This window comes from Umezawaea tangerina (assembly GCF_003002815.1).
Lineage (GTDB): Bacteria > Actinomycetota > Actinomycetes > Mycobacteriales > Pseudonocardiaceae > Umezawaea > Umezawaea tangerina.
Genome location: NZ_PVTF01000013.1, coordinates 199,709 through 226,329 on the forward strand (window position 1 = coordinate 199,709; position 26,621 = coordinate 226,329).

The window sequence follows — 26,621 nt, forward strand, 5'->3', positions numbered from 1 at the left end:
CCGCGGCCGGACCACCCCGCTCAGGACAGCCGGACGTTCTGGAACTGCGCGGTGGAGTTGTACACGTTGAGCCCGAACCGGCCGGACGCGTACTGGGAGTCGGTGGCGTCGATGACGGGGTTCGCGCCGTTGTCCAGGTACACCTTGATGGTCGTCCCCTTGGCGACGACCTTCAGGTGGTAGGTGGTGCCCTGGGTGACCGCGACGGGGAACGTGGCCACGTCGCGGCCCGGCCGCCACAGCTTCACCACGCCCGCGCCGCTGTCGACGTTGGCCGTGTACCCGGCGCCCTGCTGGTCGGCCCGGAACGTGATGCCCGCGGCGACCCCGTTCACCAGCTTGACGTCGCCCTCGTAGGTGAAGTCCGCGCCGGTGTGGTCGCTGACGTAGAACGCGTCCCCGGTGGAGGCGCCCTGCTTCCCGGCGGTGACGTCGGTCCACAGTCCGCCGGCCGCCCGCCACTGGCCGGGCAGGTTGTGCACGAGCGTCGGCTCGCCTAGACCCCAGGCGGGGGCGAGCTCGTGGACGTTCAAGGACACCACCCGCACGTCGCCCTCGGAGAACAGCGCGAGCCCCCGGCTGTCCGAGCGCTGGTCGAAGACCGGGTTGTCGCTGCGGGAGAACAGCCCGTCGTTGCCGAACACCTCCAGCTGCGCCCGGTCGACGAGCATCCGCACCTTCACCCGGTTGCCCACCGGGGCCAGGGGAGTGCCCATCAAGGTGCCCGCGCGCGCGTCGTAGGCGACCTCCGCGCCGTTCGTGCCGTCGGGGCGGACGTCGAGCCGGAACCCGAACCGGGTGGTCGACGGCTTCAGCTCGAACTCCGCCTCGACCTCGTAGGTCTCCACCGACTGCGACCTCAGCAAGGCGGCCGCGGCGGCCGGGGTGAGGTCCAGGTCCCGGAACGACGAGGTGCGATATCTCAATTGGGAGATCGCCGGGATCGGGTTCCTGGTGATTCTCGGACCGTTGTTCGTCGACCGCAGTCCCAGGGTCGCCGGGAAACTCGCGTTGCCCGTCCAGGAAGCGCCGTGATTGCCCGGCATCCACGCCATTTGGACCACCTGGCCCTGTGGCGCGTTCGAGAACACCTGGGCCGCGTAGAACGTTCCGCCGGGATCGGTGCGGCCGTAGTCCATTCGCTGCGGCCCGGCCCAGTCGGTGCGGAACGTGGAACCGTCGAAATCGCCGACGACGTATTCCGAGGTGGCGGTGGTCAGCACCCATTTCACCTTCGAGGCGTCCCCGTCGACGGGCAGCGCGAAGAAGTCCGGGCATTCGAACACCCAGTTCGCGGCGAACCTGCTGCGGAACGTCCAGTCGCGCAGGTTCGGCGAGCTGTAGATGTTGACGCCGCGCCCGCCGTCGTCGGACCAGACGACCATCGTCCACCGGTTGCGGGCGGCGTCCCAGAGCACCTTGGCGTCCCGGCTGGTCCCTCCCGGCCGGACGACGGGGGTGCCGTTGTCGTACGTCTGGAAGGTGCGTCCGGCGTCGTTGCTGTAGAACATCGTGACGCCGTTCGTGCCCGAGAACACCACCAGCGGGTCCTCCGACCCGGTGCGCAGGCCCGAGGTGTTCGCCGAGTCGACCACACCGGCCCCGGACCACAGGTCACCAGGGTGGATGCCCGGTTCCAGCGCGATCGGCTTCTGCGTCCAGTGCACCAGGTCGGTGCTGGTCGCGTGCCCCCAGTGCATGGTGTCCCAGGCCAGCCCGTGCGGGTTGTGCTGGTAGAAGAAGTGGTAGGTGCCCTTGTAGTAGAGCAGCCCGTTCGGGTCGTTCATCCACCCCGCCTGCGAGCTGAAGTGGAACTGCCCGCGGTAGGGCTCGCTGTAGGTCGTCGGCGGGTAGGGGAAGTCCGACTGCACGGGCGCCGCGGCCGTCGGCCCCTGCGAGGCGGAGGCCATGGCGACGGAGGTCGTGAGCACCAGGAGTGCGGCGGACAAGCGCTGGACAGCGGTCACGGGCACCGGCCTCCCTCGACGGGGCGGGATATTCCGCTTTGCTACAGCCACGTGACGACAACGGGCAAGAGATGAGGCCGATCCTGTCCACAAATGGCCTGTTGTCGACCATTTTCCCCCTTCCGTACCGCCGACTGGAGGAATTGTCGCGGGCTGTTCCGGTGCGCGTTGCTTTTGGGTAACGGCGCTTGTCCGGAGGACCCGGTACGCGAAACATCGAGGCGAACTCGAATACGCCTGGTTAGCGCATTGATCGACAGATCCCTGATGACGTCGAACAACGTTCGGGAGGCGAAGATGGCCAAGCGGGTGCACGGGCGGTCCACGGGCACGGCGGTGGTGGCGATATCCCTGCTGGTGGCGGTCGCCGGGTGCGGCGGAGGTTCCTCGAGCGGCGGTGGTGGCGACGTCCTGGTCGGGTTGGTCACCAAGACCGACACCAACCCCTTCTTCGTGAAGATGAAGGACGGGGCGCAGCAGGCCGCGGGCACGACGGGGACCAAGCTGCAGTCGTTCGCGGGCAAGCAGGACGGTGACAACCAGTCCCAGGTGGACGCCATCGAGAACCTGATCGGCGCGGGCGCCAAGGGCATCCTGATCACGCCGAACGACTCCAAGGCGATCGTGCCGTCGGTGGACAAGGCCCGCCAGGCGGGGCTGCTGGTCATCGCGCTGGACACCCAGCTGGAGCCCGCCGACGCCGCCGACGCCACGTTCGCGACCGACAACTTCCAGGCCGGTCTGCTGATCGGCCGGTGGGCGAAGGCCACGTTCGCGAAGTCCGGCAAGCAGCCGAAGATCGCGCTGCTCGACCTCAACCCGAACCAGGTCTCCGTGGACGTCCAGCGGGACCAGGGCTTCCTGCAGGGCTTCGGGGTCGACGTCAAGGACAAGGCCCGCATCGGCGACGAGTCCGACCCGCGCATCGTCGGCCACGACGTCACCGACGGCGCCCCCGAGGGCGGCCGCACGGCGATGGAGAACCTGCTGCAGAAGGACTCCGGCGTCAACCTCGTCTACACGATCAACGAACCCGCTGCCGCGGGCGCGTACGAGGCGCTCAAGGCGGCGGGCAAGGAGAAGGACGTCGTCATCGTGTCGGTGGACGGCGGCTGTCCCGGCGTCGGCAACGTCAAGTCCGGGGTGATCGGCGCGACCTCCCAGCAGTACCCGCTGAAGATGGCGCAGATGGGCGTGGAGGCGGTGGCGAAGTTCGCCAAGGACGGGACGAAGCCCGCCAACACGGCGGGCAAGAGCTTCGTCGACACCGGCGTCACCCTGGTCACCGACCAGCCCGCCACCGGTGTGGAGTCCAAGGACTCCGCCTGGGGCCTGCAGAACTGCTGGGGCTGAGCCATGACGACCACCACCGGCAACCCCGTGGGCGAGGAGCACGTCTCCCGCTCGCCGCTGTCGCGGTTGCAGCACCTGCTGCACGCGCAGGCCACCATCGGCCCCGCGGTCGTGCTGCTCATCGCGATCGTGGTGTTCGCCCTGCTGTCCGACCGCTTCCTGCAGCCGGGCAACATCTCGCTGGTCCTCCAGCAGGTCGCGGTCGTCGGCACGCTCGCGGTCGGCCAGACCATCGTCATCCTCACCGCGGGCATCGACCTGTCCTGCGGCGCGATCATGGTGCTCACGTCCATCGTGATGGCCAAGATCTCCGCCGAGACCGGGCTGCCCGGCGTGCCCGCGCTCGTCCTGGGGTTCCTGGTGGGCACGGTCTGCGGGCTGCTCAACGGCCTGCTGGTCACCCGGCTCAAGCTGCCGCCGTTCATCGTCACCCTCGGCACGCTGAACGTGTTCTTCGCGCTGAACCTCTGGTACTCCCACAGCGCGACCATCCGCGGCACCGACATGCCCAGGCTGCTGCTGTGGACCGGTGAGACGTTCACGATCGGCGGCACGCGGGTCACCTACGGGTCGGTCATCATGGTGCTGCTGGTCGCGGCCATGGCGTTCGTGCTGAAGAACACCGCGTGGGGCAGGCACGTCTACGCCACCGGTGACGACCCGGAGGCCTCGCGGCTGTCCGGCATCCGCACCGCGCGGGTGCTGTTCAGCGTCTACGCCGCGGCGGGCGCGGTGTACGCGCTGGCGGCGTGGATCCTGATCGGCCGCATCGCCTCGGCGAGCCCGCAGGCGGGCCAGTTCGAGAACCTCGACTCCATCACCGCCGTCGTCATCGGCGGCACCAGCCTGTTCGGCGGCCGCGGCGCGATCGTGGGGTCGCTGATCGGGGCGCTGATCGTCGGGGTGTTCCGCAACGGCCTCGCGCTGGCCGGGGTGGACGTGCTGTGGCAGACCTTCGCCGTCGGCGTGCTCATCATCGCCGCGGTCTCCATCGACCAGTGGATCCGGAAGGTGAAGCCATGACCGAGCCGATCCTGCAAGCCAGGGGACTGGTCAAGCGGTACGGGCGGGTCACCGCCCTCGCGGGCGCGGACCTCGACCTGCTGCCCGGCGAGATCCTCGCCGTCATCGGGGACAACGGGGCCGGGAAGTCCAGCCTCATCAAGGCGCTGTGCGGTGCCGTGGTGCCCGACGAGGGCGAGATCCTGCTCGACGGGATCCCGGTGTCGTTCTCCACACCGGTGGACGCGCGCACGGCGGGCATCGAGACCGTGCACCAGAGCCTCGCGGTCGCGCCGTCGCTCGACATCGCCGCGAACCTGTTCCTGGGACGGGAGCTGCGCCGCAAGGGCGTGCTCGGGTCGGTGCTGCGGATGCTCGACCGCAACGGGATGCGCGAGGAGGCGAAGAAGCAGCTCGACGCGCTCGGGATCATGACGATCCAGAACCCCGGTCAGGCCGTGGAGACGTTGTCCGGTGGGCAGCGGCAGGCCGTCGCGGTGGCTCGGGCGGCGGCGTTCGGCAGCCGGGTGGTGATCATGGACGAGCCGACGGCGGCCCTGGGGGTGCGCGAGTCGCGCGCGGTGCTGGACCTGGTCCTCCAGGTCCGGGAGCGGGGGCTGCCGGTGATCCTGATCAGCCACAACATGCCGCACGTGTTCGAGGTGGCCGATCGGGTGCACATCCAGCGGCTGGGGCGCCGCAAGGCCGTGGTGGACCCGAAGTCCATCTCGATGTCGGACGCGGTGGCGATCATGACGGGGGCCATGGAGGTGCCCGAGGAGGCGGCCTGACCCGCCCCGCTACCGGGCCGCGAGCGCGGCGCGGACGACGGCCAGGTCCTGGTCGCCCGTGCCGCCGCTCGCGGCCATGCCGCCGACCGTGCGTCCGTCGACCGTGATCGGCAGGCCGCCCTTGCCGAGGGTGAACCGGCCCCGGGTCGCGACCTGGATCGAGGTCGTGAACTGGGTGCGGTCCTTGAAGTGGGTGGCCAGGTCCTCCGTGGGGAGGCCGAAGCTCGCGGCCGTGTAGGCCTTGCCGATGGCGACCTCGTTGAGCACGAACGGCGTGCCGTCCATGCGGGCGAGGCTGACGAGGTGGCCGCCGCTGTCGACGACCGCGATGGTCATGGGCACTCCCAGCTGACGGGCAGCCTCGGAGGCCGCCGCGGACAGCCGCTGGGCGTGGGTGAGGGTGAGCGTTGACATGGGCCCATCCCAGCACACGGGTGGCTCGAATTGCAACATTGTGGTGAAATATCGATATTATTGCCCAATGTTGAAGAGGTCACGCGATGGAGCTGGGACTTGCGGGTAGGTCGGCGATCGTCTGCGGGGCGTCGTCGGGACTGGGGCTCGGGGTCGCCACGGCGTTGGCGGCGGAAGGCGCGCGGGTCACGATGGTCGCCCGGCGGGAGGACCTGCTGACCGCACGGGCCGAGGAGGTCGGCGGACTGCCGGTGGTGGCGGACCTGTCGGATCCGGCGACCGCCGAGCGCGTGGTCGACCGGGCCGTGGCGTGGGCCGGTGGGCTGGACATCGTGGTGTGGAACGGCGGTGGGCCGTCGCCGGGGAAGGCGGCCGAACTGGGGGTCGAGGACATCCAGGCGGCGTTGGAGCTGCTGTACCTGCCCGCCGTGCGGCTGGTCCGGGCCGCGTTGCCGCACCTGCGGGCGAGTGCGGCCGGCCGGATCCTGGCGATCACGGCCGGTGGGGTGAAGGAGCCCATCCCGGTGGTCGCGCGGTCGAACGCCATCCGTCCGGGCCTGGCGGGGTACCTGAAGTCCTTGGCAGGCGACCTCGCCCCGGACGGGGTGACGGTCAACTGCGTCGCGCCGGGGCGGATCCTCACCGACCGCGCCCGGCAGCTCTACCCGGACGGCCCGTCGGCCGAGCAGGTGGACGACATCCCGATGGGCCGGTTCGGCAGCCCCGACGACATCGGCGCGGTCGCGGCGTTCCTGGCCTCGGACCGCGCCTCCTACGTGACCGGTACGACGATCAACGTCGACGGCGGTCTGGCCAGGTCGATCTTCTGAGGGGCCGGAGCCCCGTGCGGGGCTCCGGCCTCAGGGCGGGGGTCAGCCGACCATCTCGCGGTCCTCGGTGGAGCGGCGGGCCTGCGGGATGATCGCGACCTGCTGCGGGACGGTGCCGTCGGGGGCGGCGTGCACCGGGGGGAAGTTGCGGCGGATCCAGAGCGGGCCGAGCAGCAGGAGCAGCAGGCCCGTGACGGGGAACAGGGAGGCGATGACCTGCTGCCACACCGCGAGGTCCATGGGGCGCGGCGGGGACTCCTGGATGCCGACGATCATGAAGACGCGGACGGTGAACACCACGGAGAGCAGGGCGGTGCCGATGGCGACCCCGACCGCGCGCTTCTGGTAGGCCCAGACGGCGAGCCAGATCATCAGCGGGATGACGTAGACCCAGTGGTGCTCCCAGCTGACCGGGGACACGAGCAGGCCGGTGATGGCGGCGGCGGAGAAGCCGAGGAAGTCGGCGCCGCGGCGGAACGCGAGCGTGGCGACGAACAGGCCGTAGAGGGCGACCAGGCCGAGCAGCGCGAACCACCAGGGGGCGAAGACGTCCGTCCGCAGCACCCTGGACATGGCGCCGACCATGGACTGGTTGGGGGTGTCGAAGACACCGCCCGCGCGCGAGGCGTGCAGGACCAGACCACCCCAGTAGGTCGCCGAGTCCGACGGCTTGACCAGGAAACCGACGAGCACCGTGCCGAGGAAGGCGAGCACCGCGGTGCGGGCGGCCTTCCAGCGCTTGGTGAACACCAGGTAGCCCACGAAGATCAGCGGCGTGACCTTGAGGCCCGCGGCGATGCCGATGCCGATCCCCATCCACCGGCCGAACGGCTTGCGGAAGTCCAGCAGCACCAGCAGCAGCAGGAACATGTTGATCTGGCCGGCGATGAGCTGCACGCGCACCGGCAGCAGCCACGCGGTCAGCACGAGCAGCACGACGGTGAGCACGACCTTCGCCCGGCTGTCGCGGATGCCCGCGATGCCGAGGGTGATCCACACGACCGCGCCGAGCGCCATCAGCGAGACGGCGTTCCAGACGAGGCTGGCGGCCCCGATCGGGAGCAACGACAGCGGGACGAAGAACAGTATCGCGGTCAGCGGTGGGTACATGTAGGGCATCGGGCCGTACAGCGGCGACTGGACGACCAGGTCGTAGAGCGACTGGCCGTCGCGCACGGTCTGGCCCGCGGCGAGGTACACCTTGAGGTCGACCGTCCACCGCAGACTCCAGTAGGGGTCGCGCAGGAAGACGTAGGCGGCGAGCACGGCGAGCGCCACGGAGGTGAGCACGACGGCTGCCGTGGCGATCACCCGCGGTCCGAACCGCGGTCCCGCCACTGGGGAACTGGACATGGTCATCCTCTCGACGTGCGGGTGAACGTCCCGACCGGACGGTCCGACCGGGACGGTGGGGTGGGCTCCCCGGTGAGGGAGGCGGGCAGGGGCAGGGGGCCGACGAGCAGGTCGTCGCGGCCCGCCAGGCTGATCCGGGCGTCGTGGACGCCCAGGCGGTCGAGCACGCCGAGCGCGTCGAACTCGTCGCACCCGTTGAGCAGCACGCCGACCTGGCCGTCGGAGACGACGACCTCGTCGGTCGCGCGGAGCAGGCCGGCGACCGCCGGTGCGGCCCCGTCGGGGAACCGCACCACCGTGGCGATGTCGGAGCGGGCGTAGCGGCGCTGTCCCGTGCCCCCGCGCTTCGAGCGCACGGCGCCGATCTGGTGGGTCACGACGTCGGCGAGCAGCCGGGCGGCGCGGTCCCAGTCGAAGCGGTCGGCCCACGCCCGGCACACCGCGGAGGTGCGGTCGGCCAGCTCGGGGTCGGTGAGGTCGGCGAGCACCCCCTCGACGGTGTCGCCGAACCGGTCGGCGGTCTCGACGACCCGGCCGGTCCGGCCGTCCCGGACGAAGTCGCGCACCCCCGGCACGGCGAGGCACACGTGCGGGACCCCGTGCGCCGCCGACTCCACCACGGTGCAGCCGCACGCGTCGGCGGTGGCCGTGGAGGCGGTCAGCCAGGCGCGGCGCAACCAGGTCCGGCGCACCTCGTCGGGCTGTCGACCGTGCAGCGTGACCGAGTCGGCCACCCCGACGTCGGCGGCGAGGCCGCGCAGCCGGGACAGCTCCGGGCCTTCGCCGAGGATCTCGACGCGCAGTCCGGGCACCCGTGCGACCACCGGGGCGAGCTTGGTCAGCAGCAGGTCCAGCCGCTGCTCGGGCACCAGGGGCGCCACGACCACGACCGTCGGCTGGGCGGTCCGCTCCGGGCGTCCCCGTTCCGGCGTGGTGCCTGGGGGAACGACGAAGATCGGCCCGCGGAAGCCCAGGTGGCGCCTGAGCTCGTGGCGCGAGGACACCGACGGGACGGCGATCGCGCGGTCGCCCCGCGTCCACCGGGCCAGCGGACCGGCCAGGAACCGGCCGACCGCGCTGGTGGGGGAGAAGCGCTGCGCGGGCGCGAGCCGCGGGACGCCGTGCACGACCTGCACGACGGGCACCCGCCTGCCGGTGATCACCGACACCGCGAAGCACATCCGGCTCGTGCCGTCGACCACGGCGTCGTACCGGGCACCGCGGCGCAGCAGCCGCAGCGCGGTGCGCGGGAACATGCCCCACGACCCGCCTGAGCGCAGCACCTCGACGCCGTCGACGACCTCGCGCGCGGCGGCGCCCGGCGGCCGGGTCACCACCCAGGTGACCTCGGCGCCGTCGGCCACCCACCGCCTGGCGATCTCGTGCAGGTACCGCTCGGCGCCACCGGCGCTCGGGTGCCGCACGTCCCACCTGCTCACGACCAGGATCCGGCGACCGGCGCTCATGGCAGGTCCGCCCGGTAGAGCCGGAGCAGGTCGGCGAACGCGGCCCGGCCGTCGTGCACCGGGCGGAACGTCGAGCGCTCGTCGTCGGTCCAGGCCACCGCGATCTCCGCGATGCGCCCGCCCGCCGACCGGATCTGCCGCAGCAGCTCCACGTCGAACGCGAAACCGTTGACCCGGCAGCGGTCCAGGGCGTGCTGGACCGCCTCGCGCTCGAACACCTTGAAGCCGCACTGGGTATCGTGCACCTCGGGCACGAGCGGCCGGGCGAGCATCCGGAACGCCGCCCCGCCCATCCGCCGCCCCACGGGCTGCGGGTGCACGAACCGGGCACCCGGCGCGTGCCGGGACGCGATGGCGGCCGCGGCACCGGACCGCAGCTCGGCCATCACCCTGGTCAGCGTCGCGATCGGCGTGGACAGGTCCGCGTCGACGAACCCGACGAACCGGGACGTGCTGCTGCTCAGGCCGCGGCGGACCGCGGCGCCCTTGCCGGGGCGCGCGCAGCCGATGGCGACCACGTCGACGCCGCGGCGGTCGGCGGCGGCCACGACGGCGGTGGTCTCGTCGGTGCTGCCGTTGTCGACCACGACGACCCGCGACCGCCAGTCCTGGTCGGCGAGGAAGTCGGTCAGCGCCCGCAGGGTGTCGGGGAGCCGACCGGCCTCGTTGAACGCGGGCACGACGAGCTCCAGGTCCACCGGGACGCGGGCGTGCGGGACGTGGTGGACGGCGGGGGACTCCGTCCGCGGGTGGGGGACGGTGCGGGCTTCGGTATCGGGGATCTCTCTCTTCATGGCCAAGCCTCCGGGCAGGACGGGTGGTCGGCGGGTCACGCCCTGGTGGCGTCGAGCACGAGCGAGCCCTTGGCCGTGGTGTCGCGGCTCTCGAACAGGCGCGGGTGCGCCGCCCGGATGCCGTTCACGACCATGTCGTAGGGGACGTCGTCGAAGTCGCCGTGCGCGCGCAGGAACTCCATGTGCTGACGCCCGTTCTCGTCGAACGGGTGGTACATGCTGTCGGTGCGGCCGTCGAACTCCAGCGGCTTGATCTTGTAGAGCTTGCAGAGCATCTTGTTGAACACCGGCGTCGCCCTGACCCACTTGCCCTCCAGGAACACCGTGGTGAGGCTGTGGAAGGTGAACACCTTGCCGCCCATCAGCTCCTCGAGCCGCGGCGAGGCCAGGTGGTTGCGGACGTCGCCGTAGTAGATGCGGCTCGGCACGCCCACCGCGCGCACGGCCGCGGCGTACACGATGGACTTGTGGACGCAGAAACCCATGCCGCGCTTGATGGTCGAGCTGGCCTTGAGGCCGTCGCGGGACATGTCCGCCCCGTAGACCTCGTAGTGGATGCCGTCCCGGACCGCGTAGTAGAGCGCGAGCGCGCGGTCGATCTCGGACACGCCCTCGATCCCGTCCGGCAGCGCCTTGGCGACGAACTCGCGCACGGTGTCGCTGTCGTGGTCGAGGAACTCGGTGGTGTCGAGCAGCGTCGAGTCGACGGAGTTGACTGTCATCGGAGTTGTCTCCCTCAGAGGCCGATCATGCTGGCGATGCGCTGTCGCTGGATGTCCGAGGTCCCGGAGTAGATCGTCCCGGCGACCGCGTTGCGCAGGTCCTTCTCGAGGCCGTACTCGGCCGTGTAGCCGTACCCGCCGAAGACCTGCACGGCGGCCAGCGCGGAGCTCACGTTGCCCTCGCTGGTGACCAGCTTGCTGATGGCGATGTCGACGGTGACGTTCTCGCCGTTCTGGAGGCGTTCCGCGGTGTCGTAGAGCCACTTCCGCGAGTTCTCCACGGCGATCTTCATCTCGACGATCTTGTTGGCGACCGACTGGTACTGCCCGATCGGCTTGCCGAACTGGGTGCGGGAGTTGGCGTACTCGACGCACCGCTCCAGCCGGTGCCGCATCTCGCCCGCGTTGATGACGAAGGAGCAGAGGATCTCCCACTTCATCACGTGGTCGAGGATGAGGAACCCGGCGCCGACCGAGCCCAGGACGTTCGCCTTGGGCACCCGGCACCCGTCCAGGAACAGCTCGCACAGCGGCGAGGTGCGCAGGCCCATCTTGGCGATCGGCCTGCCGATCGACAGGCCGGGTGTGTCGCGGTCGACCAGGAACGCGGTGATCGCGGCCGGGCTGCCGCGCTTGCCGGTGCGGGCGTAGACGACGAACACGTCGGCGATGGGGCCGTTGCTGACGAACGCCTTGCTGCCGTTGAGCACGAAGTGGTCGCCGTCGGGGGTGGCGGACGTGCGCATCGCCATCACGTCGGACCCGCCCTCGGGCTCGGTGATGGCGTGCGCGCCGATGGCCGACCCGTCGCAGATGCGCGGCAGGTAGCGGTCCTTGAGGTCGGTGGACCCGAACCGCTGCAACGGCACGCCCGCGCTCACCACGTGGGTGGAGGTGGAGAAGTTCAGCCCGCCGTCGCGGCAGCCGTAGCCCAGCCCCTCCAGCACGTACATCGTGGTGAGCAGGTCCTGGCCGAGCCCTCCCCACTCGGGGTCGAAGGGCAGCCCGAGCAGCCCGGTGTCGCGGACGCGCTTCCACGCGTCCTCGCCGAACTCGCCTCTGCCGTCCCGCTCGACGTGGTCCTTGCTGAGCTCCTCGCCCAGGTCCTCGATTGCGGCGCGCAGTGCGCGCTGATCCTCGTTCCACAGCATGGGGGACACCTTCGGTAGTGGGCGGAGTCGACCGTCACGACGCCTTGTCGACGTTGTGCCGCAGGGAGTTCCGGTCGACCTTGCCGGTCGACGTGCGCGGCAGCGCGTGGTCGACGATCTCGATCACGCCGGGGATCGCCGTCCTGGGCAGACCCGCGGCGCAGTGGACGCGAAGCTGGAGGCTGTTCACCGTGGACCCCGCGACGCGGCGGATCACGGCGTGCAGCACGGCTCCCGCGGTCTCGTCGGGTACCGCGATCACGGCGGCCTCCGACACCTGCGGGTGGGCCAGGACGACCTGCTCGACCTCCTGGAGGTTGGTGCGCACCCCGCGCACCTTCACCTGGTGGTCGTTGCGCCCCAGCAGGAACACGAGCCCCTGTTCGTCGCGGCGCACCAGGTCGCCGGTGCGGAAGTAGCCGTCGCGCCACTTCTCGCCGTTGAGGCGCCGGTCGAAGTAGCCGCGGGACCGGAAGGGCGTGGACACGACGAGCTCGCCGCTCCCGGCGCCGGTCAGGACCTCGCCGGACTCGTCGACGACGAGCGCGTCGACGCCGTCGATCGGCGTGCCGATCGGGACGACTCCGTGCCGGGCGACCTCGGAGGGCACGACCTCGTGCAGGAAGCTGTCGTTGGTCTCGGTGCACCCGTAGACGTTCCACATCCGGGCGTCCGGGAACGCGGCGGCGACCCGGTCGAGCAGGCTCGGCGGCATCGCGTCCCCGGTGAAGATCAGGTGCCGGACCCCTGGGAACACCCGGCCGGTGGCGGCCTCGACCACGAGCCGGAAGAACATCGGCACGGCCTGCACCACGGCGGGTGCGCGTTCGGCGCACAGCTGCGCCAGGTGGGCGCCGTCGACCGCGCGCTCCGGGTCGACGAGCTCGACGCAGGCGCCCACGGACAGGGCGGCCCACACGTCGAGCAGGCACAGGTCGAAGTTCAACGGCGCGTAGTTGAGCACCCGCGTCCCCGGCCCGATGTCGAACCTGCCGGTGGCCCAGGACAGGAAGCTGTCCACGCCCTCGGAGGCGAGGACCACCATCTTCGGCGTCCCGGTCGACCCGGAGGTGGTCAGCACCAGCCCCGGTTCGGCCGGGTACCGGGTGCGCCCGCCGAGGCCGGTGCGCCGGGCCGAGGCGGGCTCGTCCTCGGTCGCGCTCAGCACGTGGGTGCAGCCGAGCTGCGCGCACAGGTCGGCCAGTGCCGCCTCGCCGAGCCCGGTGGAGGGCAGGAGGACCTGCCTCCCGGTGCGGACGCAGGCGATGACCAGGGCGATCGTGTAGGGCGACTTGCGGGCCGGGACGCAGACCGGCACGCCGTCGCCGATCCCGAGCGAGACGAGCGACTCGTGGGCGGACTCGACCATGTCCGCGAGCCCGGCGTAGTCGACGACGCGGTCGCCCCAGGACAGGGCTGGCGCGTCCGGCCGCGTCCGCGCCATCTCGGCGAACGCGGTCACGAAGGAGCTGGACGGCATCGGATTCCCTTCTGTCGGCACGGCGAAGGCCCGCGCTCGGGGGGTGAGCACGGGCCTTCGGGGTGGCGTTGACGCGGTCAGGTGTTCAGCAGGCGGCCGCCACCCCGGACGGTGGCCTCGACGCCCGCGAGGTCGAGCAGGTGCCACAGGCAGGCCTGGTTCGACGTCACCACGGGCACGCCGAGCCGCCGTTCGAGCTGCTCGATCGCCTCCCAGGAGCGGAACCCGCTGCCGGGGATGAGGATCCCGTCCGCGTCGGCCGGGAACCCGGCGGCGACCTGGCGGCACACCTCGTCCGGGTGCACCTCCCAGCGGCCGCCGCGGTCGAACAGCTGGTGCCGCTGGACGTCCGCCCAGCGGGAGTCGAGCTGGAACTGCGTCAGCCCGGCGACGTCGAACCCGGCCGAGGTGAGGTAGTCCTCGGTGGCGGTGAAGGTCGGCCTGGTGAACCACGGGGGCAGCACGACGAGCGGGCGGCCCACCCCGGTCGCGGCCAGCGCCGAGCGGATCGCCTGCGCCGCCGTGTACACGGGGGTGCCGCCGGTCAGCCCGACCGCGGCGGCCACGAACCCCTCGTCGAACTCCAGCCCGCCGAAGAAGCTGGCCGAGCCGAAGCACAGGCAGATCGCGGACAGGTCCATCTGCCCCAGCTGCACCAGCCCCCGCCGGACGTCCGGCGCGTCGACCATCCGCCGCCACGACTCGCCGGTGTACTCGGCGCCCGTGCTGGTGGGGCTCTCGAACCGGGCGGTGTGGACGGTGACGCCGGGGGGCGCCATGGCCCACAGCTCCGCCTCGACCACGGGGTCGTTGTGGATGACCAGGATCCCGAGCTGCGCGACCCAGGTGTCCCGGTTCACGACCGCGACCCCGATGCCTCCGGGACCGCCGCGGCGGCCGACCGGCGGGCCAGGCCGAACCAGGCCAGCGCCGCGCCGAACGTCGCCGCGGTGGCGGTCGTGACGAAGGCCCAGCCGAAGCTCGTCTGGCCGGGGTTCGGACCCAGCACCAGGACCAGGACGGCCACGCCGAGCGCGCCGCTCATGTACTGCGCCGTGGTCATCATGGCCCCGGCGACGCCCTGGTTGCGGTCCTCGACGTCGGCGGTACCGGCGATGAACATCGCCACGTAGGTGACGCCGTGGCTGAAGCCGGTGATCAGCAGGCCGGGCAGCAGGTCGAGCACGTAGCTGTCCCCGGAGGTCTGGAACGCGAGCAGCAGCAGCCCCACCGCGTCGGCGACGAACGCCAGGGTGAGGGTCAGCCGCACGCCCAGCTTGGCGACGATCCGGGCCGACACCGAGTTCGCCACCGCGATGGCGACGGCCATCGGCAGGAACGCGAGCCCCGCCGCGATCGGGCCGTACCCGCGCAGCTGCTGGACCAGCAGCGTGACGACGAAGAACTGGTTGCCGACGCTGCCCATGTAGAACGCCGTGGCGCCGCAGCCCACCAGCAGCGACCGGGTGCGCCGCAGCAGCGGGTCGACCAGCGGGTGGGCGCTTCGGCGCTCCTGCCAGACGAACGCGACCAGCAGTGCCGCGGCCACGCCGAACCCGGCGAGCGTGCTGGCGTCCGTCCAGCCCCGGCTCGACGCCTGGGTCAGCGCGAGGGCCGTGGACAGCACGGTGGCGGTGCACAGGACGGCGCTGGGGACGTTGAGCGAGGTGTGCTTGCGGATCGTCTCGTCGAGCCTGGGCAGCAGCTTCGGCGCGGCCAGCGCGCAGACCACCGCGAGCGGCAGGTTGATCAGGAACACCCAGCGCCACGAGACCGTGGTGAGCAGACCGCCGATCATGACACCCGCGGCCAGGCCGGACGCGCCGACCGTGCCCCACACCGACAGCGCCTTGTTGCGCAGCGGTCCCGCGGCGAACGAGGTGTTGATCAGGGCGATGACCGCGGGTTGCAGGATCGCCGCCGCGATGCCCTGCGCGGCGCGGGCCACCATGAGCACCGGCGTGCCGGGGGCGAGCCCGCCCGCCAGCGAGGCGATGCCGAACAGCAGCATGCCGACGATGAAGAGCGTCCGCGGCCCGAAGCGGTCCGAGGCCCGTCCGCCGACGACGAGGAAGCCCGCGAAGAACACGGCGTAACCGCTGACGACCCACTGGACCGAGCTCTCGGTCAGCCCGAGCTCGTCGCCGATGCTCGGCAGCGCGATGTAGACGATGGAGTAGTCGAGCGCGATGAGGAACTGGGCGACGGCGAGGATCGCCAGCGCGGCGTTCGCCGAGCGGGGTCGCACAGCGGGAACGGTGCCCGGTAGGGCCATGGGAATCACCCTCGTGTGAGCTGGTGTTCGGAGTTACCTGTCGGAGGTGTGCAGCCGCCGCGGGGCGACGGCGTCGTGGAGCTCGGCCACGCTGCCCACGACCCTCGACGCCCCGGCGGCCACGAGCTCCGCCCGTGTCGCCACGCCGAAGTCGACGCCGCAGGCGTCCATCCCGGCGGCCGAGGCCATGCGGACGTCGTCGACCGCGTCGCCGACGACGACGCACCGCCGCGGCGGCACGCCGAGCGCGCCCGCGGCGAGCAGGGCGAGGTCGGCGTGGGGCTTGCCGCGGTCGGCCATGCCGTGGCACGACAGCGTGTCGAAGGCGTCGAGCAGACCGGCCGCGCCCAGCAGCTCCACGGCGCTGGGCCGGACCTTGCTGGTGACGACCGCCAGCGGCCTGCCCTGCGCCCGCAGCTCCGCCAGGAGCTCGGGGATGCCGGGGAAGACGAGGTCGGCGGCCGACGGGATCACCGTCTCGGTGAACAGCGCGCGGGCGCGGGTCACGGCGTGCGCCACGTCCGGGTGGTCCTCGGGGAGGAAGAGCAGGCCCGCGAACGAGGCGGCCAGCGGCCGTCCGATCGTCCGGCGCACCAGGTCGTCGGCCACCGCGTGACCCGACTCCTCGAGCACCGCGCGCAGCACGCCGAGCATGCCGCCGGGGGTGTCCACGAGGGTGCCGTCCACGTCGAAGAGGACCGCGCGGTCGTCGGCGCTCACGAGACGCCGACCAGTGCCGACCGCTTGTGCATGGCGACGGCCAGCTCGGCGGCGACCGCGCTGGTGGACAGCAGCACCGACCGGTTGGCCGCGCCGGTCCGGCCCTGCGTGGCCGCCGAGACGGCCTTGAGGATGTGCGGCGTCAGCGACGGTCCGCTGACCCCGGCGCGCTCCGCCTCGGCCTGCTTCTGGTGGATCAGCTCGTACATCTCGGCCGACGGCAGCGCGTCCTGCTCGGCGATCGGGTGCGTGACCAGGAACCCGCCGCCGTTGCCGACCTGCCAGTGCAGCCGGATCGCGGAGGCGAGCACGTCGAGGTCGTCGACCCGGCGCGGGTTGGGCTGCCCGCTGGAGGTGCTGTAGTAGGCGGGGAAGTCGTCGCAGCGGTACCCGACGACCGGGACGCCCTGGGTCTCCAGGTACTCCAGCGTCAGCGCGGGGTCGAGCAGCGACTTGGCCCCGGCGCAGACGACCGCGATCCGGTGCCGGGTGAACTCGATGAGGTCGGCGGAGATGTCGAAGCTGCGCTGGGCGTCGAAGTGCACGCCGCCGATGCCCGCGACCGCGAACACGTCGATGCCGACGTGGTCGGCCGCCACCAGCGCCGCCGAGACGGTGGTGCCGCCGTGGCCGCCGGAGGCGAGCGCGGACCCGATGTCGCGGGTGCTGATCTTGGGCACGCTGGGGGTCGTCGCGAACAGCTCCACCTGCGCTTCGGACATGCCGACGACGAACCGGCTGTCCACCACACCGGTGCGGGCGGGCACGGCGCCGTTCGCGCGGATGGTCTTGTCGATGTCGAGAGCCGTCTCCAGGTTCAGGGGGTACTTCAGGCCCTGCACCACACCCGACGACTCCAGTGCCACGACGGGGTGGCCGGACGCCAGGGCGTCGGAGACCTCCTCGGAGATCGAGAACAGCTCGGTTCGGTCGCGTGCGGACATCGGTCGCTCCTCCTTGTGACTGGACTGGCTGGTCGCCTTCGCCCGCGTGGACGGGGGCCTGGCCGCCGGCCGGGGTGCGCGGGCCGCACCCCGGCCGGCGACCGGGCTAGTAGTGGGAGAACTCGTCGGAGTCGAAGTTGTGCCGCTCATCGCCCTGCAACGGCGGGTTGAACACGCTGATGAGCTCCATGTCGCCCTCGGGGGCGGCGATCAGGAAGTGCTCGTCGTGGTTGTCCAGCGCGTACATGACGCCGGGCTCGATCTCGTGGACCGTGCCGTCGGCGGCGATCACCTGGCCGCTGCCGGAGATGCAGTAGCAGGCCTCGAGGTGCCTGCGGTAGTGCAGCGGCGACTTGGAACCGGCCTTCACCACCGTGTGCGCCACGGTGAACCCCATTCCGTCGGTTTCCACGAGGAAACGGAAGCTGAGCCCGTTGCCCCAGTCGACGCAGTTGACCTCGGACTTCTCGCGAACGATCATCGCTTGCACCTTTCCCGTCGTAAGTGGGGGTCGAACAGGGTCAGACGAAACTGCGCGTCTCCCGGATGAACCCCTGGATGGAGTCCACCGAGCTGAACTGGAGCGGGGAGATGTTCATCTCGTCCACCGGGATGTCGTACTTGTCGCCGACCCACGCGATGAGCCGCAGCAGACCGAGGCTGTCGACCACGCCGTTGTCCAGCAGGTCCAGGTCGGAGGGCAGCTGGTCGGGCGGCACGTCGGGGGCGAAGCTGGACACCACGTACTGCTTGATCTCGACTTCGATCGTCACGGGATTTCCTCTCGTGGTTACAGGAGGACGTCGTTCCGGCCGCGAACACGACAATGGGCCCCAGATCGCACGGTCGGACACGTGCGACGATTTCGCAGGAAATCCCGGAACGATCGGGAGGGGGTAATTCGATGTGGGCACAGCGGTGCCGTGCTCAAAGCGTGACAGCCGACCGCGCCTCACGTCAATCCTTTTCCATGGAGTTTTTCGGACGTCTTCCGACGCCTTTTTCCGGGCATGCGAATGAGGCCCTCATTCGCACAAGGGCCTCATTGATTCGCAAAAGACGCCAAGTAATCGGTAACGCTGGCGGTGGGTCAGGCGCGCCCGTTCACCAGGTCGCACACCTCGTCGAGGTCGTACTCGGCCCTTCCGGGTCTGCCGTGGCGGGTGAGCTTGCCGCGGCTGGCCCACTTGCGGATGGTCGCCTCCGAGACACCCGCGGCGAGCGCGGCCAGGTCGGTGGGCACCGTGCGCCGCCTCGGCCCGGCGCTCACGCCGCGCTCCCGGCGGCCGCGCGCCTGCTCAGCAGCAGCCAGCGGCCCGGCGACCAGGTGTGCCCGGCGGCGCAGGCCACCTCGGCCGCCCGGCCCGTGCGCAGCGTCGCGAGCACGACGTGCGGGCATCCGGGCTCACCACACGGCCCGAGTTCCTTGCGCCGCACGGGATCGGGCTCCAGCACCGCCTTGGCGGCGGCGACCAGGTCCGCGACCTCGGTGACGAAGTCCGCCGCCGCGTCGTGCCCGAGCAGCCAGTCCAGCTGCCCGGTCAGGAACCCCACCAGCCGCGGCACCGAACGCCCGCCGGGTCCGGGTGTCCCGCGCTCGGCGGCCACCATCCCCGCCCACGAGACCAGCGCGTCGAGCACGTCGGACCGCACCGACACCGCGGTGTCGTCCAGCGCGATCCCGGCGGGCCGGTGCCCGCCGACCCGCTCGGCCATCGGCCGCCTGCCGGGCGTCAACGCCTCCGCGCACGCCTCGTGCAGGTCGGCCAGGAGCGCCAGGTCGCCTGCGACGGCGTCCCGGCACCCGGAGCACACCCGCGGACCCGGTCCGCTCACCTGCCGTGCGCAGGAAGGCGCCCGGCACAACGACTTCGTCATGACTCACTCCTCGTGGCGGTGGTCGTGGACGGGGGAGCGGCGGGCCCCTCGGTGACGAACCCGCCGAGGCCGAGCACCAGCGCGGCCCGGTGCACCAGGCTCGCCAGAGCCAGGTCCAGCGCGGTCGTGCCGAGCAGTTCGACCAGCAGCACGTGGTCGAGCCGGGTGCGGCCGGGGTGCGCGCCGGTGAGGACGGTGCCGAGGTCGGACTCGATCCCGCGCTCCCGCCGCGCCCCGTCGTGCCTGCGCGCCCCGCACACCGTGTCCTCCGTGGACGGACGCCGCCGCGCGAAGTGGCGGTGTCCGGCGGAGTCCAGCAGGGCGGGGTCGTCCACGTAGACCTGGTTCGCCCCGTCCACCAGGTGCTCCGGGAGGTCGTTGCCGGTCGCGTTGACCAGCACCGCCCCCTTGGCCAGGTGGTCGATGCGCATGACGTCGGCGTCGAACCCGGTGACCGCCACCAGGTTCGCGCCGAACACGGCCTCGTCGACGTGGGTCGTCACGGCCAGCCCGATGCCCGCGTGGTCGAGCTGGTCGACCACCCGAGTCGACACCGGGAGACCGCGGTCGCCGGTCAGCGCGCACACCGCGACGTGGCTGACGTCCGGCACGTGCCGCGCGATCACCATCAGCTGCAGCTGCGCGGCCAGACCCGAGCCGATCACCGACGCGGTCACCACCCCCGGCGCGAGCAGCTGCCGGGCCGCGAGCGCCGTCAACGCCGCCGCCCGGTAGGCCCTCAGGGCCACCGCGGGCAACGCGCACCGCTCGCCGGTGGCCGTGTCCTCCAGCACCGCGAACTCCCCGCGCGCCTCACCCCACCGCACACCCGACACCGCGCCCGCGTCCCCGCGCGCCGCCATCAGCTCCGCGGCGAGCACCGGCACCGGGTCGACCCCGGCGATGGCCGTGCACAGATCGTCCGCACTCAACCGGAGCATCGGGCCGTCCATCCCGGACCTCCTCCCATGTTCGCGTGTATCACCTGCGAACACTGTGCGGCCGCCCCTTGTCGACCCTCTTTCGATCGGCTATCGGCCGACCGAAGGCGCACCGACAGCGCGCGGAAGGCCGACCGATGGCGACCCCCTGTCAACTGATCCCAGACCAGGAGCAGCCAGCAGAAACACCGGAGGAAACCATGTTCGTCAGCCGCAAGCTCGCCGCCCCCGCCCTCGTCTCCCTCCTCTCCGGCACCGCCCTCCTCGCGGCGATCGCCTCGGGCCAGGCGACGACGGTCAGCGCCGAGGACACGCACTGGGGGACCGTGACGTCCGACTGCCCCGCCGACACCCACTGGAGCACCGACCTCAACGCCTGCGTCCCGAACGTCGAACGCTGACAACAGATCAAACAAGGCAAGGCAACAAGGCACGCAATACCGCTCAAGCACGACAACACAGCAACGAACACACAGCAATGAACACACTGGGGCCAACAACCACAGCACCGAGCGAACCTGCCTGATCACCACAACGGCAGTGACCACCCCCGCTCACCACGCTGGAAGTGAGCAGTACCCGTCCGCCGTGCGGCCGGCTTGACTTGGGGTTTTTGGGCTTAAAATTGGTCGGCGGGCAGGCTCTACCACCTGCCCTTTTTCGCCCGACGAAGCCCAAAAAAGGGGCCCCAAGTCAAGCCGGCCGCACCCGGAGTCCGCGGCAGCGACACCGGGCGGGACACACGGCGGCTCGCACACCCGGTGTCAAGTTCGGCGGATCCAATACCCGTTGTCAAGTTCAACGGACCCCATACCCGGCGTCGACCAACCACCCGGCACCAACGCACCCAAAACCCCACAACCACGACACACAGGGCCCGCCAGCCCCGCCGCCGCCCCCTAAGAACTCCTAACAAAACCTGATCTTGGAATAGGTTGTTCACTTGAGTTGTTGATCAGGATGTGAGGAAGGGTCAGCGGCCACCCTGGATCGTGTCCGACGAGTTGTGGGCACGTATCGAGCCTCTACTACCGGTCGTTCCGCACGATCCTCGTCACCCTGGACGTCCTCGACTGGATGACCGCAAGGTGTTGTGCGGCATCCTGTTCGTGCTCTATACCGGCATTCAGTGGGAGTTCCTGCCCCGGGAACTGGGCTTCGGCTCCGGCATGACCGCCTGGCGACGACTCCGGGACTGGAGCGCCGCCGGGGTGTGGGAACGACTGCACGAGACCCTGCTCGCCGAGCTGCACGCGGCCGGCGCACTGGACTGGTCGAGGGCGGTGATCGACAGCTCTCACGTTCGGGCCATGAAAGGCGGCCCAAAACCGGACCGAGCCCGGTCGACCGTGCCCGAACTGGCTCGAAGCACCATCTGATCACCGAAGCGCACGGTATTCCCTTGCAGTTCTCGCTGACCGGCGGCAACCGCAACGACGTCACTCAGCTGATGCCGCTGATCCAGACGATCCCACCGGTGCGCGGTCGCCGTGGCCGACCGCGACGGCGGCCCGACACGCTCTACGCCGACCGCGGCTACGACCACGACAAGTACCGCACACAGGTGCGCCACCTCGGGATCACGCCGTTCATCGCCCGACGCGGCGAGGAACACGGCTCAGGGCTGGGCGTGTACCGCTGGGTGGTCGAGCAGAGCATCGCGCTGCTGCACTGGTTCCGGCGACTGCGGGTTCGCTGGGAGATCCGCGACGACATCCACGAGGCCTTCTTGCGCTTGGCATGCGCGATCATCTGCTTCCGCCGACTGGCCAGCCTCGGACTTTGTTAGGAGTTCTAGGCCCCCGGCACCACCGCGTCCCGCGAAGATCGCAGCCCCGCCAACAGCTGCGCCGACTCCTTCGAGTCCACCTCCGCCAGCAGCCTCGCCGCCTGTTCGATCTTCTCCCCGGCCAGCGCCGAGTCCCCGTCGTTCGTGTGGATCTCCGACAGGAGCACCAGCGTCCGCGCGTGCCACAGCGCCGACCCCAGTTCGTCGAACAGCCTCCGCGCCTCCACCAGGTGCGTCACCCCGGTCGAGTCGCCGCCCCGCGCCAACGCGATCTCGCCCAGCCCGTACAGCGCTTTGGCCTCGATCAGCTGTTCGCCCACCCGCCGCGCCAGGTCCAGCGCGTGGACGAGCGTCGTCTCCGCGTTGTCGAGCCGCCCTTCCCGGTGTCGCAGCAGGCCGAGCCCGTACAGCGCGTGCACCTCCCCGATCCGGTCACCGGTGTCGCGGACGATGCGCAGCACCCGGTGCAGCGCCTGCCGCGCCTCGTCGATCTGGCCGGTGGCCAGGTGGAGCTCGGCGAACCGGTGCACGACCTGCGCCTCGGTGCGCAGGCAGTGGACCTCCTGGCAGATGGCCAGCGCGTCGTCGAGCAGCTCGCGGGCCGTCGCGGTGTCGCCCTCGTCCATCCGGAACTTCGCCATGCTGCGCAGGATGTGCGCCTCGCCGACCCGGTCGCCGACCACGCGCATGGTGGCGAGCGACTCGGCGTACTTCTCGAGCATCGACCTGATGTCGCCGCGCAGCCCGTCGATGTGGGCGGCGTTGCGCAGCACCAGGGCGCAGCCGTGGGCGTCGCCTTCGGCGCGGAAGATCCCCAACGCGGTGGTGAAGCACTCGTCCGCCTCGGCGAGCCGGGTCTGGAACATGTGCAGGGTGCCCAGCGAGTAGCGCATCGCCGCGTGCCCCACCCGGTTGCCCGCCGCCGCCGTCACGTCGAGCGCGGCCCGCGAGCACTCCAGCCAGTCGTCGAAGTACCCCTTCGCCTCGAACAGCGTGACCGAGGTCAGCGCCAGGTCCCAGCACATCTCGTCCAGTCCCGCGTCGGCCGCCTGCCGGACGGCGGCCACCAGCGCCCGCCGTTCGCCCTCCCACCAGTCCATCGGGTTGCCGATGGCCTCGGCGGCCGCGCCGTCGGGGTCGCGCCAGCGCGGTGCGGTGCCGTGCAGGATCGTGTAGTCGCCGCCGTACTCGCGGCGGTGCGCCTCCTCGGCGAGCGCGAGCCACGCTCCGAGCACCCGCGTCAGCGCGGCGGCCCGGTCGGCCTCGCTCTCCACCTCCAGCAGCTTCTCCCCGGCGTAGACCCGGATCAGGTCGTGGAACCGGTAGCGCACGTGCACGGAGTCCGGGTACTTCACGACGTCGAGCAGCTGCGCGTCGACCAGGCTCTCCAGCACGTCCTCGGCCTCGACCAGGCTGGTGTCCAGCAGCGCCGCGGCCGTCCAGCCGGGGAAGTCCGGCGCCTGCACGAGCGAGAACAGCCGGAACAGCCGCTGCTCCTCGGGGTCGAGCACCTTGTAGGTCAGCCCGATGTTGGACCGCAGCTCCAGCCCGTGGTGGGCCAGCTCGTCGAGCCTGCGGGCCTCGTCGCGCAGCCTGCGCACGAGCCCGTCGACCCGCCAGTGCGGGCGCGACGCCAGCCGGGCCCCGGCGATCCGCAGCGCCAGCGGCAGGCCGCCGCAGAACGTCACCAGCTCCACCACCGCGGCCTGCTCGGCCTCGACCCGGTCGCGGCCGACGATCTTGGCGAGCAGCTCGACCGACTGGTCGACGTCGAACATGCCGACGTCGATCCAGTGCGCGCCGGACAGGCCGCTGAGCCGGGCGCGGCTGGTGGTGACCACCGCGCACGTCGGGCTGCCCGGCAGCAGCGGGCGCACCTGGTGCTCGTCGGACACGTCGTCGAGCACCAGCAGCAGCCGCCTGCCCGACAGCCTGCTGCGGTAGAGCTCCGCCCGCTCGTCCACGTCGTCGGGCACCGCGGTGCCCGCCACCCCGAGCGCGCGCAGGAACCGCGCGAGCAGGTTGGCCGTGTGGTCGTCGCCGTGCGGGGTCCGCAGGTCCGCGTACAGCTGCCCGTCGGGGAACCCGCTGCTGAGCTCGTGGGCCACCCGCACCGCGAGGCTGGACTTGCCGACGCCGCCCTTTCCCGAGATCGCCACGATCGGCATGCCGTAGCCGTCCGCCCCGCCGGACACCAGCTGCCGGATCTCGTCCAGGTGCCCCTCCCGGCCGGTGAAGTCGGAGATGCTCGCGGGCAGCTGCTGGGGGACCACCGGCTGCTGCTCGGCCACCGGCGAGGCGGACGGGCGCTTGGCCACCGGGGCGGTGCCCGCGGCGGGCAGCGAGAGCTTCGGGTCGCGGTTGAGGATCGCCCGCTCCAGGTCCTGCAGCTCCTGGCCCGGCTCGATGCCCACCTCCTCGACCAGCGTGCTGCGCGCCCGGCGGCACACCTCCAGCGCCTCGGCCTGCCTGCCCGCCCGGTACAGCGCGAGCATCAGGAACCCGTGCAGCCGTTCGCGCAGGGGGTGCTCCTCGACGAGCGTCCCCAGGTCGCCGCTGATCTCCTCGTGCCTGCCCAGCTCGAGGTCGAGCCGGATCAGCTCCTCCACGGCCGCCAGCCGCCGGTCCTCCCACAGCGCGGCACCGCGCTGCACGAGGTCGCTCGGCACACCGGAGAGCGCGGACCCCCGCCACAGCGCGAGCGCGCCGCGCAGCGTCGTCGCGGCCTCCTCGGGGCGGCCCGCGTCGGAGTGGGCGCGCGCCGCGGTGACCAGCGCGGTGAACTCCAGGCTGTCCAGCTCGCTCGGGGCGATCTCCAGCAGGTAGCCGGGCGGGCGGGTCTTGATGGCGTCGCCCTGGCCCGCGTCGGCGAAGATCCGGCGCAGCGCCGAGATGCAGATCTGCACCTGGCCGCGGGCCGTCGACGGCGGGGACCTGTCCCACACGGCGTCGACGAGCTGGTCCACCGGGACCACCCGGTTGGCGTTCAGGCCCAGCATCGACAGGACGATCCGCTGCCGCGGGCCGCCGAGGTCGAGCGAGCGCCGGTCGAGGACGAGCTCGACCGGCCCGAGAAGTCTGAGTCCCACTCTGCGTCCTCCCAGATACGCGATGAGACGTGTCCGCCGCGTTTTTTCGCGCGGCGGACCGGTCTTTCCTCAAGGACGCGGTAACGCGCCCGGTCCGGGACCGGGCGCGCCCGGTCCGCGATTCGTGAATTCCACCGGTCCTGTTCCTCCCCACCACTTGCGCACTCCGAAGCGAGGAGTGTCGCGTGCGGTGACTTCCCGTGCCTCCACCTGCGGCGTCCGGATGACCTGTACTCACCCAGTCGGTCAATTTCCGTTCGCTCGCGGTAGTGCGGTGGTGACGTCAAAGAAACCCAATTCTTACGTACTAGCACGGTGCGGGCGGTCCCACCCCCGCTTGACTTCGTGGAACCGCATTCTTGCGCTACCGGGCGCTCACGTCGTGGGACGCCCTGGTCCAGAGCCGCGCCTGTTCGGTGAGCGTGATACCGAGGCCGGGCCGGTCGGGCACGTGCATCCGGCCGTCCCCGGTGCGCAGCCGCTCGGTGAACAGCGGCTCCAGCCAGTCGAAGTGCTCGACCCACGGCTCGTGCGGGTAGGCCGCCGCGAGGTGCAGGTGGATCTCCATCGCGAAGTGCGGTGCGAGCTGGAGCTGGTGGTGGTCGGCCAGCGCGGCGAGCTTGAGGAACTGGGTGATGCCGCCGACGCGCGGGGCGTCGGGCTGGATGACGTCGACCGACCTGTGCCGGATCAGCTCCCAGTGCTCCGCGACGCTGGCGAGCATCTCCCCGCTGGCGACCGGGGTGTCCAGGCTCGCGGCGAGCGCGGCGTGGCCCTCGGCGTCGTAGGCGTCCAGCGGCTCCTCGATCCAGGTCAGGTCGAACTCCTCCAGCGCCCGGCCCATCCGCTGGGCGGTCGGCCGGTCCCACTGCTGGTTGGCGTCGACCATGAGCGGCACGCCGTCGCCCACGTGCTCGCGGACCGCGGCGACCCGGCGCAGGTCGGCGCCGCGCTCGGGGTCGCCCACCTTGATCTTGATGCCGCCGATGCCCGCCGCGAGCGTCGCGGTCGCGTTCTCCAGGACCTGCGCGGTCGGCGTGTGCAGGAAGCCGCCGGAGGTGTTGTAGCAGCGCACCGAGTCGCGGTGGGCGCCGAGCAGCTTGGCCAGCGGCAGGCCGGCCCGCCGGGCCTTGAGGTCCCACAGCGCGATGTCGAACGCGGCGACGGCCTGGGTGGCCAGCCCGCTGCGCCCGACCGAGGCGCCCGCCCAGACCAGCTTCGTCCAGAGCCTGCCGATGTCGTTGGGGTCCTCGCCCAGCAGCACGGGCGCGATCTCCACGGCGTGCGCGTAGAGCCCCGGCCCGCCCGCGCGCTTGGAGTAGCTGAAGCCGATGCCCTCGTGCCCGTCGGAGGTGGTGATCTCGGCGAACAGGAACACCACCTCGGTCATCGGCCGCTGCCTGCCGGTCAGGACCTTCGCGTCGCTGATGGGCGTGGCCAGCGGCAGGTGGGTCCGCGACAGCCGGATCCTGGAGATCCGGTCGCGTCCGGTGGGGTCGGCGCCCGGCGCCTCGTGAGCGGTCATGACCACCACTCTGGCCTGTCGACGCGCGCCGTGTCGTCCACAACGGACGAGGACTCACGATCGCGCGTTCCCACCTGGTACGGGGCTCGACATGAGATGCTGCACCCCGCGTGAAGATCTGGCAGGCGAGAGGCGAC

Annotated in this window: 25 protein-coding genes; 6 read left to right on the forward strand and 19 right to left on the reverse strand. The window is 71.4% G+C overall.

The window, feature by feature from the left end; genetic code table 11:
- Positions 1 to 20 precede the first annotated feature (20 nt).
- Entirely contained in the window at positions 21 to 1,967 is a 1,947-nt protein-coding gene (locus CLV43_RS36495; RefSeq protein ID WP_211304718.1) for a glycoside hydrolase family 32 protein, read from the reverse strand.
- Between the two features lie 267 nt (positions 1,968 to 2,234).
- On the opposite strand from CLV43_RS36495, the gene CLV43_RS36500 reads away from it, so the two are divergent.
- From CLV43_RS36500 to CLV43_RS36510, 3 genes are read left to right on the forward strand one after another with little or no spacing between them, the layout of a single operon-like run.
- The gene (locus tag CLV43_RS36500; protein ID WP_245887228.1) at positions 2,235 to 3,320 is read left to right on the forward strand and encodes a substrate-binding domain-containing protein; all 1,086 of its coding nucleotides are present in this window, start codon (positions 2,235 to 2,237) and stop codon (positions 3,318 to 3,320) included.
- A gap of 3 nt (positions 3,321 to 3,323) precedes the next feature.
- Positions 3,324 to 4,343 carry an ABC transporter permease gene (locus CLV43_RS36505; RefSeq protein WP_106193314.1) on the forward strand — a complete coding sequence of 340 codons (1,020 nt, stop codon included), beginning with the start codon at positions 3,324 to 3,326 and terminating at the stop codon, positions 4,341 to 4,343.
- The gene (locus CLV43_RS36510; RefSeq protein ID WP_106193316.1) at positions 4,340 to 5,113 is read left to right on the forward strand and encodes an ATP-binding cassette domain-containing protein; all 774 of its coding nucleotides are present in this window, start codon (positions 4,340 to 4,342) and stop codon (positions 5,111 to 5,113) included. Before CLV43_RS36505 ends, CLV43_RS36510 begins: the two co-directional genes overlap by 4 nt.
- 9 nt (positions 5,114 to 5,122) lie before the next feature.
- Here CLV43_RS36510 and CLV43_RS36515 read toward each other — a convergent pair whose 3' ends face one another.
- Positions 5,123 to 5,527 (reverse strand): GlcG/HbpS family heme-binding protein, encoded by a 405-nt coding sequence (locus tag CLV43_RS36515; RefSeq protein ID WP_170156171.1) that lies wholly within the window; start codon positions 5,525 to 5,527, stop codon positions 5,123 to 5,125.
- An 86-nt stretch (positions 5,528 to 5,613) separates the two neighbouring features.
- Between CLV43_RS36515 and CLV43_RS36520 the strand changes: the two genes are divergently transcribed.
- Positions 5,614 to 6,357, forward strand: coding sequence for an SDR family oxidoreductase (locus CLV43_RS36520; RefSeq protein WP_106193319.1), 744 nt, complete (start codon positions 5,614 to 5,616; stop codon positions 6,355 to 6,357).
- A 42-nt stretch (positions 6,358 to 6,399) separates the two neighbouring features.
- On the opposite strand, the gene CLV43_RS36525 is transcribed toward CLV43_RS36520, so the two are convergent.
- From CLV43_RS36525 to CLV43_RS36595, 15 genes are all read right to left on the reverse strand, one after another.
- On the reverse strand, positions 6,400 to 7,710 hold the full coding sequence (locus CLV43_RS36525) for a glycosyltransferase 87 family protein (protein ID WP_170156172.1): 1,311 nt from the start codon (positions 7,708 to 7,710) through the stop codon (positions 6,400 to 6,402).
- Positions 7,711 to 7,712: 2 nt separating this feature from the next.
- Positions 7,713 to 9,176: a glycosyltransferase family 4 protein gene (locus CLV43_RS36530; protein ID WP_106193323.1), complete on the reverse strand. Its 1,464-nt coding sequence runs from the start codon at positions 9,174 to 9,176 to the stop codon at positions 7,713 to 7,715.
- On the reverse strand, positions 9,173 to 9,970 hold the full coding sequence (locus tag CLV43_RS36535; protein WP_106193325.1) for a glycosyltransferase: 798 nt from the start codon (positions 9,968 to 9,970) through the stop codon (positions 9,173 to 9,175). The genes CLV43_RS36530 and CLV43_RS36535 overlap by 4 nt, the downstream gene beginning before the upstream one ends.
- Before the next feature lie 35 nt (positions 9,971 to 10,005).
- Positions 10,006 to 10,692, reverse strand: coding sequence for a transglutaminase-like domain-containing protein (locus CLV43_RS36540; RefSeq protein ID WP_106193326.1), 687 nt, complete (start codon positions 10,690 to 10,692; stop codon positions 10,006 to 10,008).
- Between the two features lie 14 nt (positions 10,693 to 10,706).
- Positions 10,707 to 11,843, reverse strand: coding sequence for an acyl-CoA dehydrogenase family protein (locus CLV43_RS36545; protein ID WP_106193327.1), 1,137 nt, complete (start codon positions 11,841 to 11,843; stop codon positions 10,707 to 10,709).
- 34 nt (positions 11,844 to 11,877) lie between these two features.
- Positions 11,878 to 13,323 (reverse strand): AMP-binding protein, encoded by a 1,446-nt coding sequence (locus CLV43_RS36550; protein ID WP_106193329.1) that lies wholly within the window; start codon positions 13,321 to 13,323, stop codon positions 11,878 to 11,880.
- 77 nt (positions 13,324 to 13,400) lie between these two features.
- Positions 13,401 to 14,183 (reverse strand): maleate cis-trans isomerase family protein, encoded by a 783-nt coding sequence (locus tag CLV43_RS36555; protein WP_106193330.1) that lies wholly within the window; start codon positions 14,181 to 14,183, stop codon positions 13,401 to 13,403.
- Positions 14,180 to 15,571 (reverse strand): MFS transporter, encoded by a 1,392-nt coding sequence (locus tag CLV43_RS36560; protein WP_211304719.1) that lies wholly within the window; start codon positions 15,569 to 15,571, stop codon positions 14,180 to 14,182. Before CLV43_RS36560 ends, CLV43_RS36555 begins: the two co-directional genes overlap by 4 nt.
- Before the next feature lie 60 nt (positions 15,572 to 15,631).
- Positions 15,632 to 16,318 (reverse strand): HAD family hydrolase, encoded by a 687-nt coding sequence (locus CLV43_RS36565; RefSeq protein WP_106193333.1) that lies wholly within the window; start codon positions 16,316 to 16,318, stop codon positions 15,632 to 15,634.
- The gene (locus tag CLV43_RS36570; RefSeq protein WP_106193335.1) at positions 16,315 to 17,262 is read right to left on the reverse strand and encodes a pseudouridine-5'-phosphate glycosidase; all 948 of its coding nucleotides are present in this window, start codon (positions 17,260 to 17,262) and stop codon (positions 16,315 to 16,317) included. The genes CLV43_RS36565 and CLV43_RS36570 overlap by 4 nt, the downstream gene beginning before the upstream one ends.
- A gap of 106 nt (positions 17,263 to 17,368) precedes the next feature.
- Positions 17,369 to 17,743 (reverse strand): ectoine synthase, encoded by a 375-nt coding sequence (locus CLV43_RS36575; protein ID WP_106193337.1) that lies wholly within the window; start codon positions 17,741 to 17,743, stop codon positions 17,369 to 17,371.
- A gap of 40 nt (positions 17,744 to 17,783) precedes the next feature.
- Positions 17,784 to 18,035, reverse strand: coding sequence for an acyl carrier protein (locus CLV43_RS36580; RefSeq protein WP_106193338.1), 252 nt, complete (start codon positions 18,033 to 18,035; stop codon positions 17,784 to 17,786).
- Between the two features lie 317 nt (positions 18,036 to 18,352).
- The gene (locus tag CLV43_RS36585; protein WP_106193340.1) at positions 18,353 to 18,532 is read right to left on the reverse strand and encodes a hypothetical protein; all 180 of its coding nucleotides are present in this window, start codon (positions 18,530 to 18,532) and stop codon (positions 18,353 to 18,355) included.
- Positions 18,529 to 19,140 carry an OvmZ protein gene (locus tag CLV43_RS36590; protein WP_146175037.1) on the reverse strand — a complete coding sequence of 204 codons (612 nt, stop codon included), beginning with the start codon at positions 19,138 to 19,140 and terminating at the stop codon, positions 18,529 to 18,531. Before CLV43_RS36590 ends, CLV43_RS36585 begins: the two co-directional genes overlap by 4 nt.
- Positions 19,137 to 20,093: a hypothetical protein gene (locus CLV43_RS36595; RefSeq protein WP_106193343.1), complete on the reverse strand. Its 957-nt coding sequence runs from the start codon at positions 20,091 to 20,093 to the stop codon at positions 19,137 to 19,139. Before CLV43_RS36595 ends, CLV43_RS36590 begins: the two co-directional genes overlap by 4 nt.
- 188 nt (positions 20,094 to 20,281) lie before the next feature.
- On the opposite strand from CLV43_RS36595, the gene CLV43_RS36600 reads away from it, so the two are divergent.
- Positions 20,282 to 20,482: a hypothetical protein gene (locus CLV43_RS36600; RefSeq protein ID WP_106193345.1), complete on the forward strand. Its 201-nt coding sequence runs from the start codon at positions 20,282 to 20,284 to the stop codon at positions 20,480 to 20,482.
- A gap of 588 nt (positions 20,483 to 21,070) precedes the next feature.
- Positions 21,071 to 21,870, forward strand: a protein-coding gene (locus CLV43_RS36605; protein ID WP_425445792.1) for an IS5 family transposase whose coding sequence is annotated in 2 segments (ribosomal slippage) — positions 21,071 to 21,404 and positions 21,404 to 21,870 — 801 coding nt in all. Because the reading frame shifts where the segments join, the coding sequence is not laid out codon by codon here.
- A 5-nt stretch (positions 21,871 to 21,875) separates the two neighbouring features.
- On the opposite strand, the gene CLV43_RS36610 is transcribed toward CLV43_RS36605, so the two are convergent.
- On the reverse strand, positions 21,876 to 24,959 hold the full coding sequence (locus CLV43_RS36610; protein ID WP_106193346.1) for an AfsR/SARP family transcriptional regulator: 3,084 nt from the start codon (positions 24,957 to 24,959) through the stop codon (positions 21,876 to 21,878).
- 364 nt (positions 24,960 to 25,323) lie between these two features.
- Positions 25,324 to 26,484, reverse strand: coding sequence for an L-talarate/galactarate dehydratase (locus CLV43_RS36615; protein WP_106193490.1), 1,161 nt, complete (start codon positions 26,482 to 26,484; stop codon positions 25,324 to 25,326).
- Positions 26,485 to 26,621: the final 137 nt, after the last annotated feature.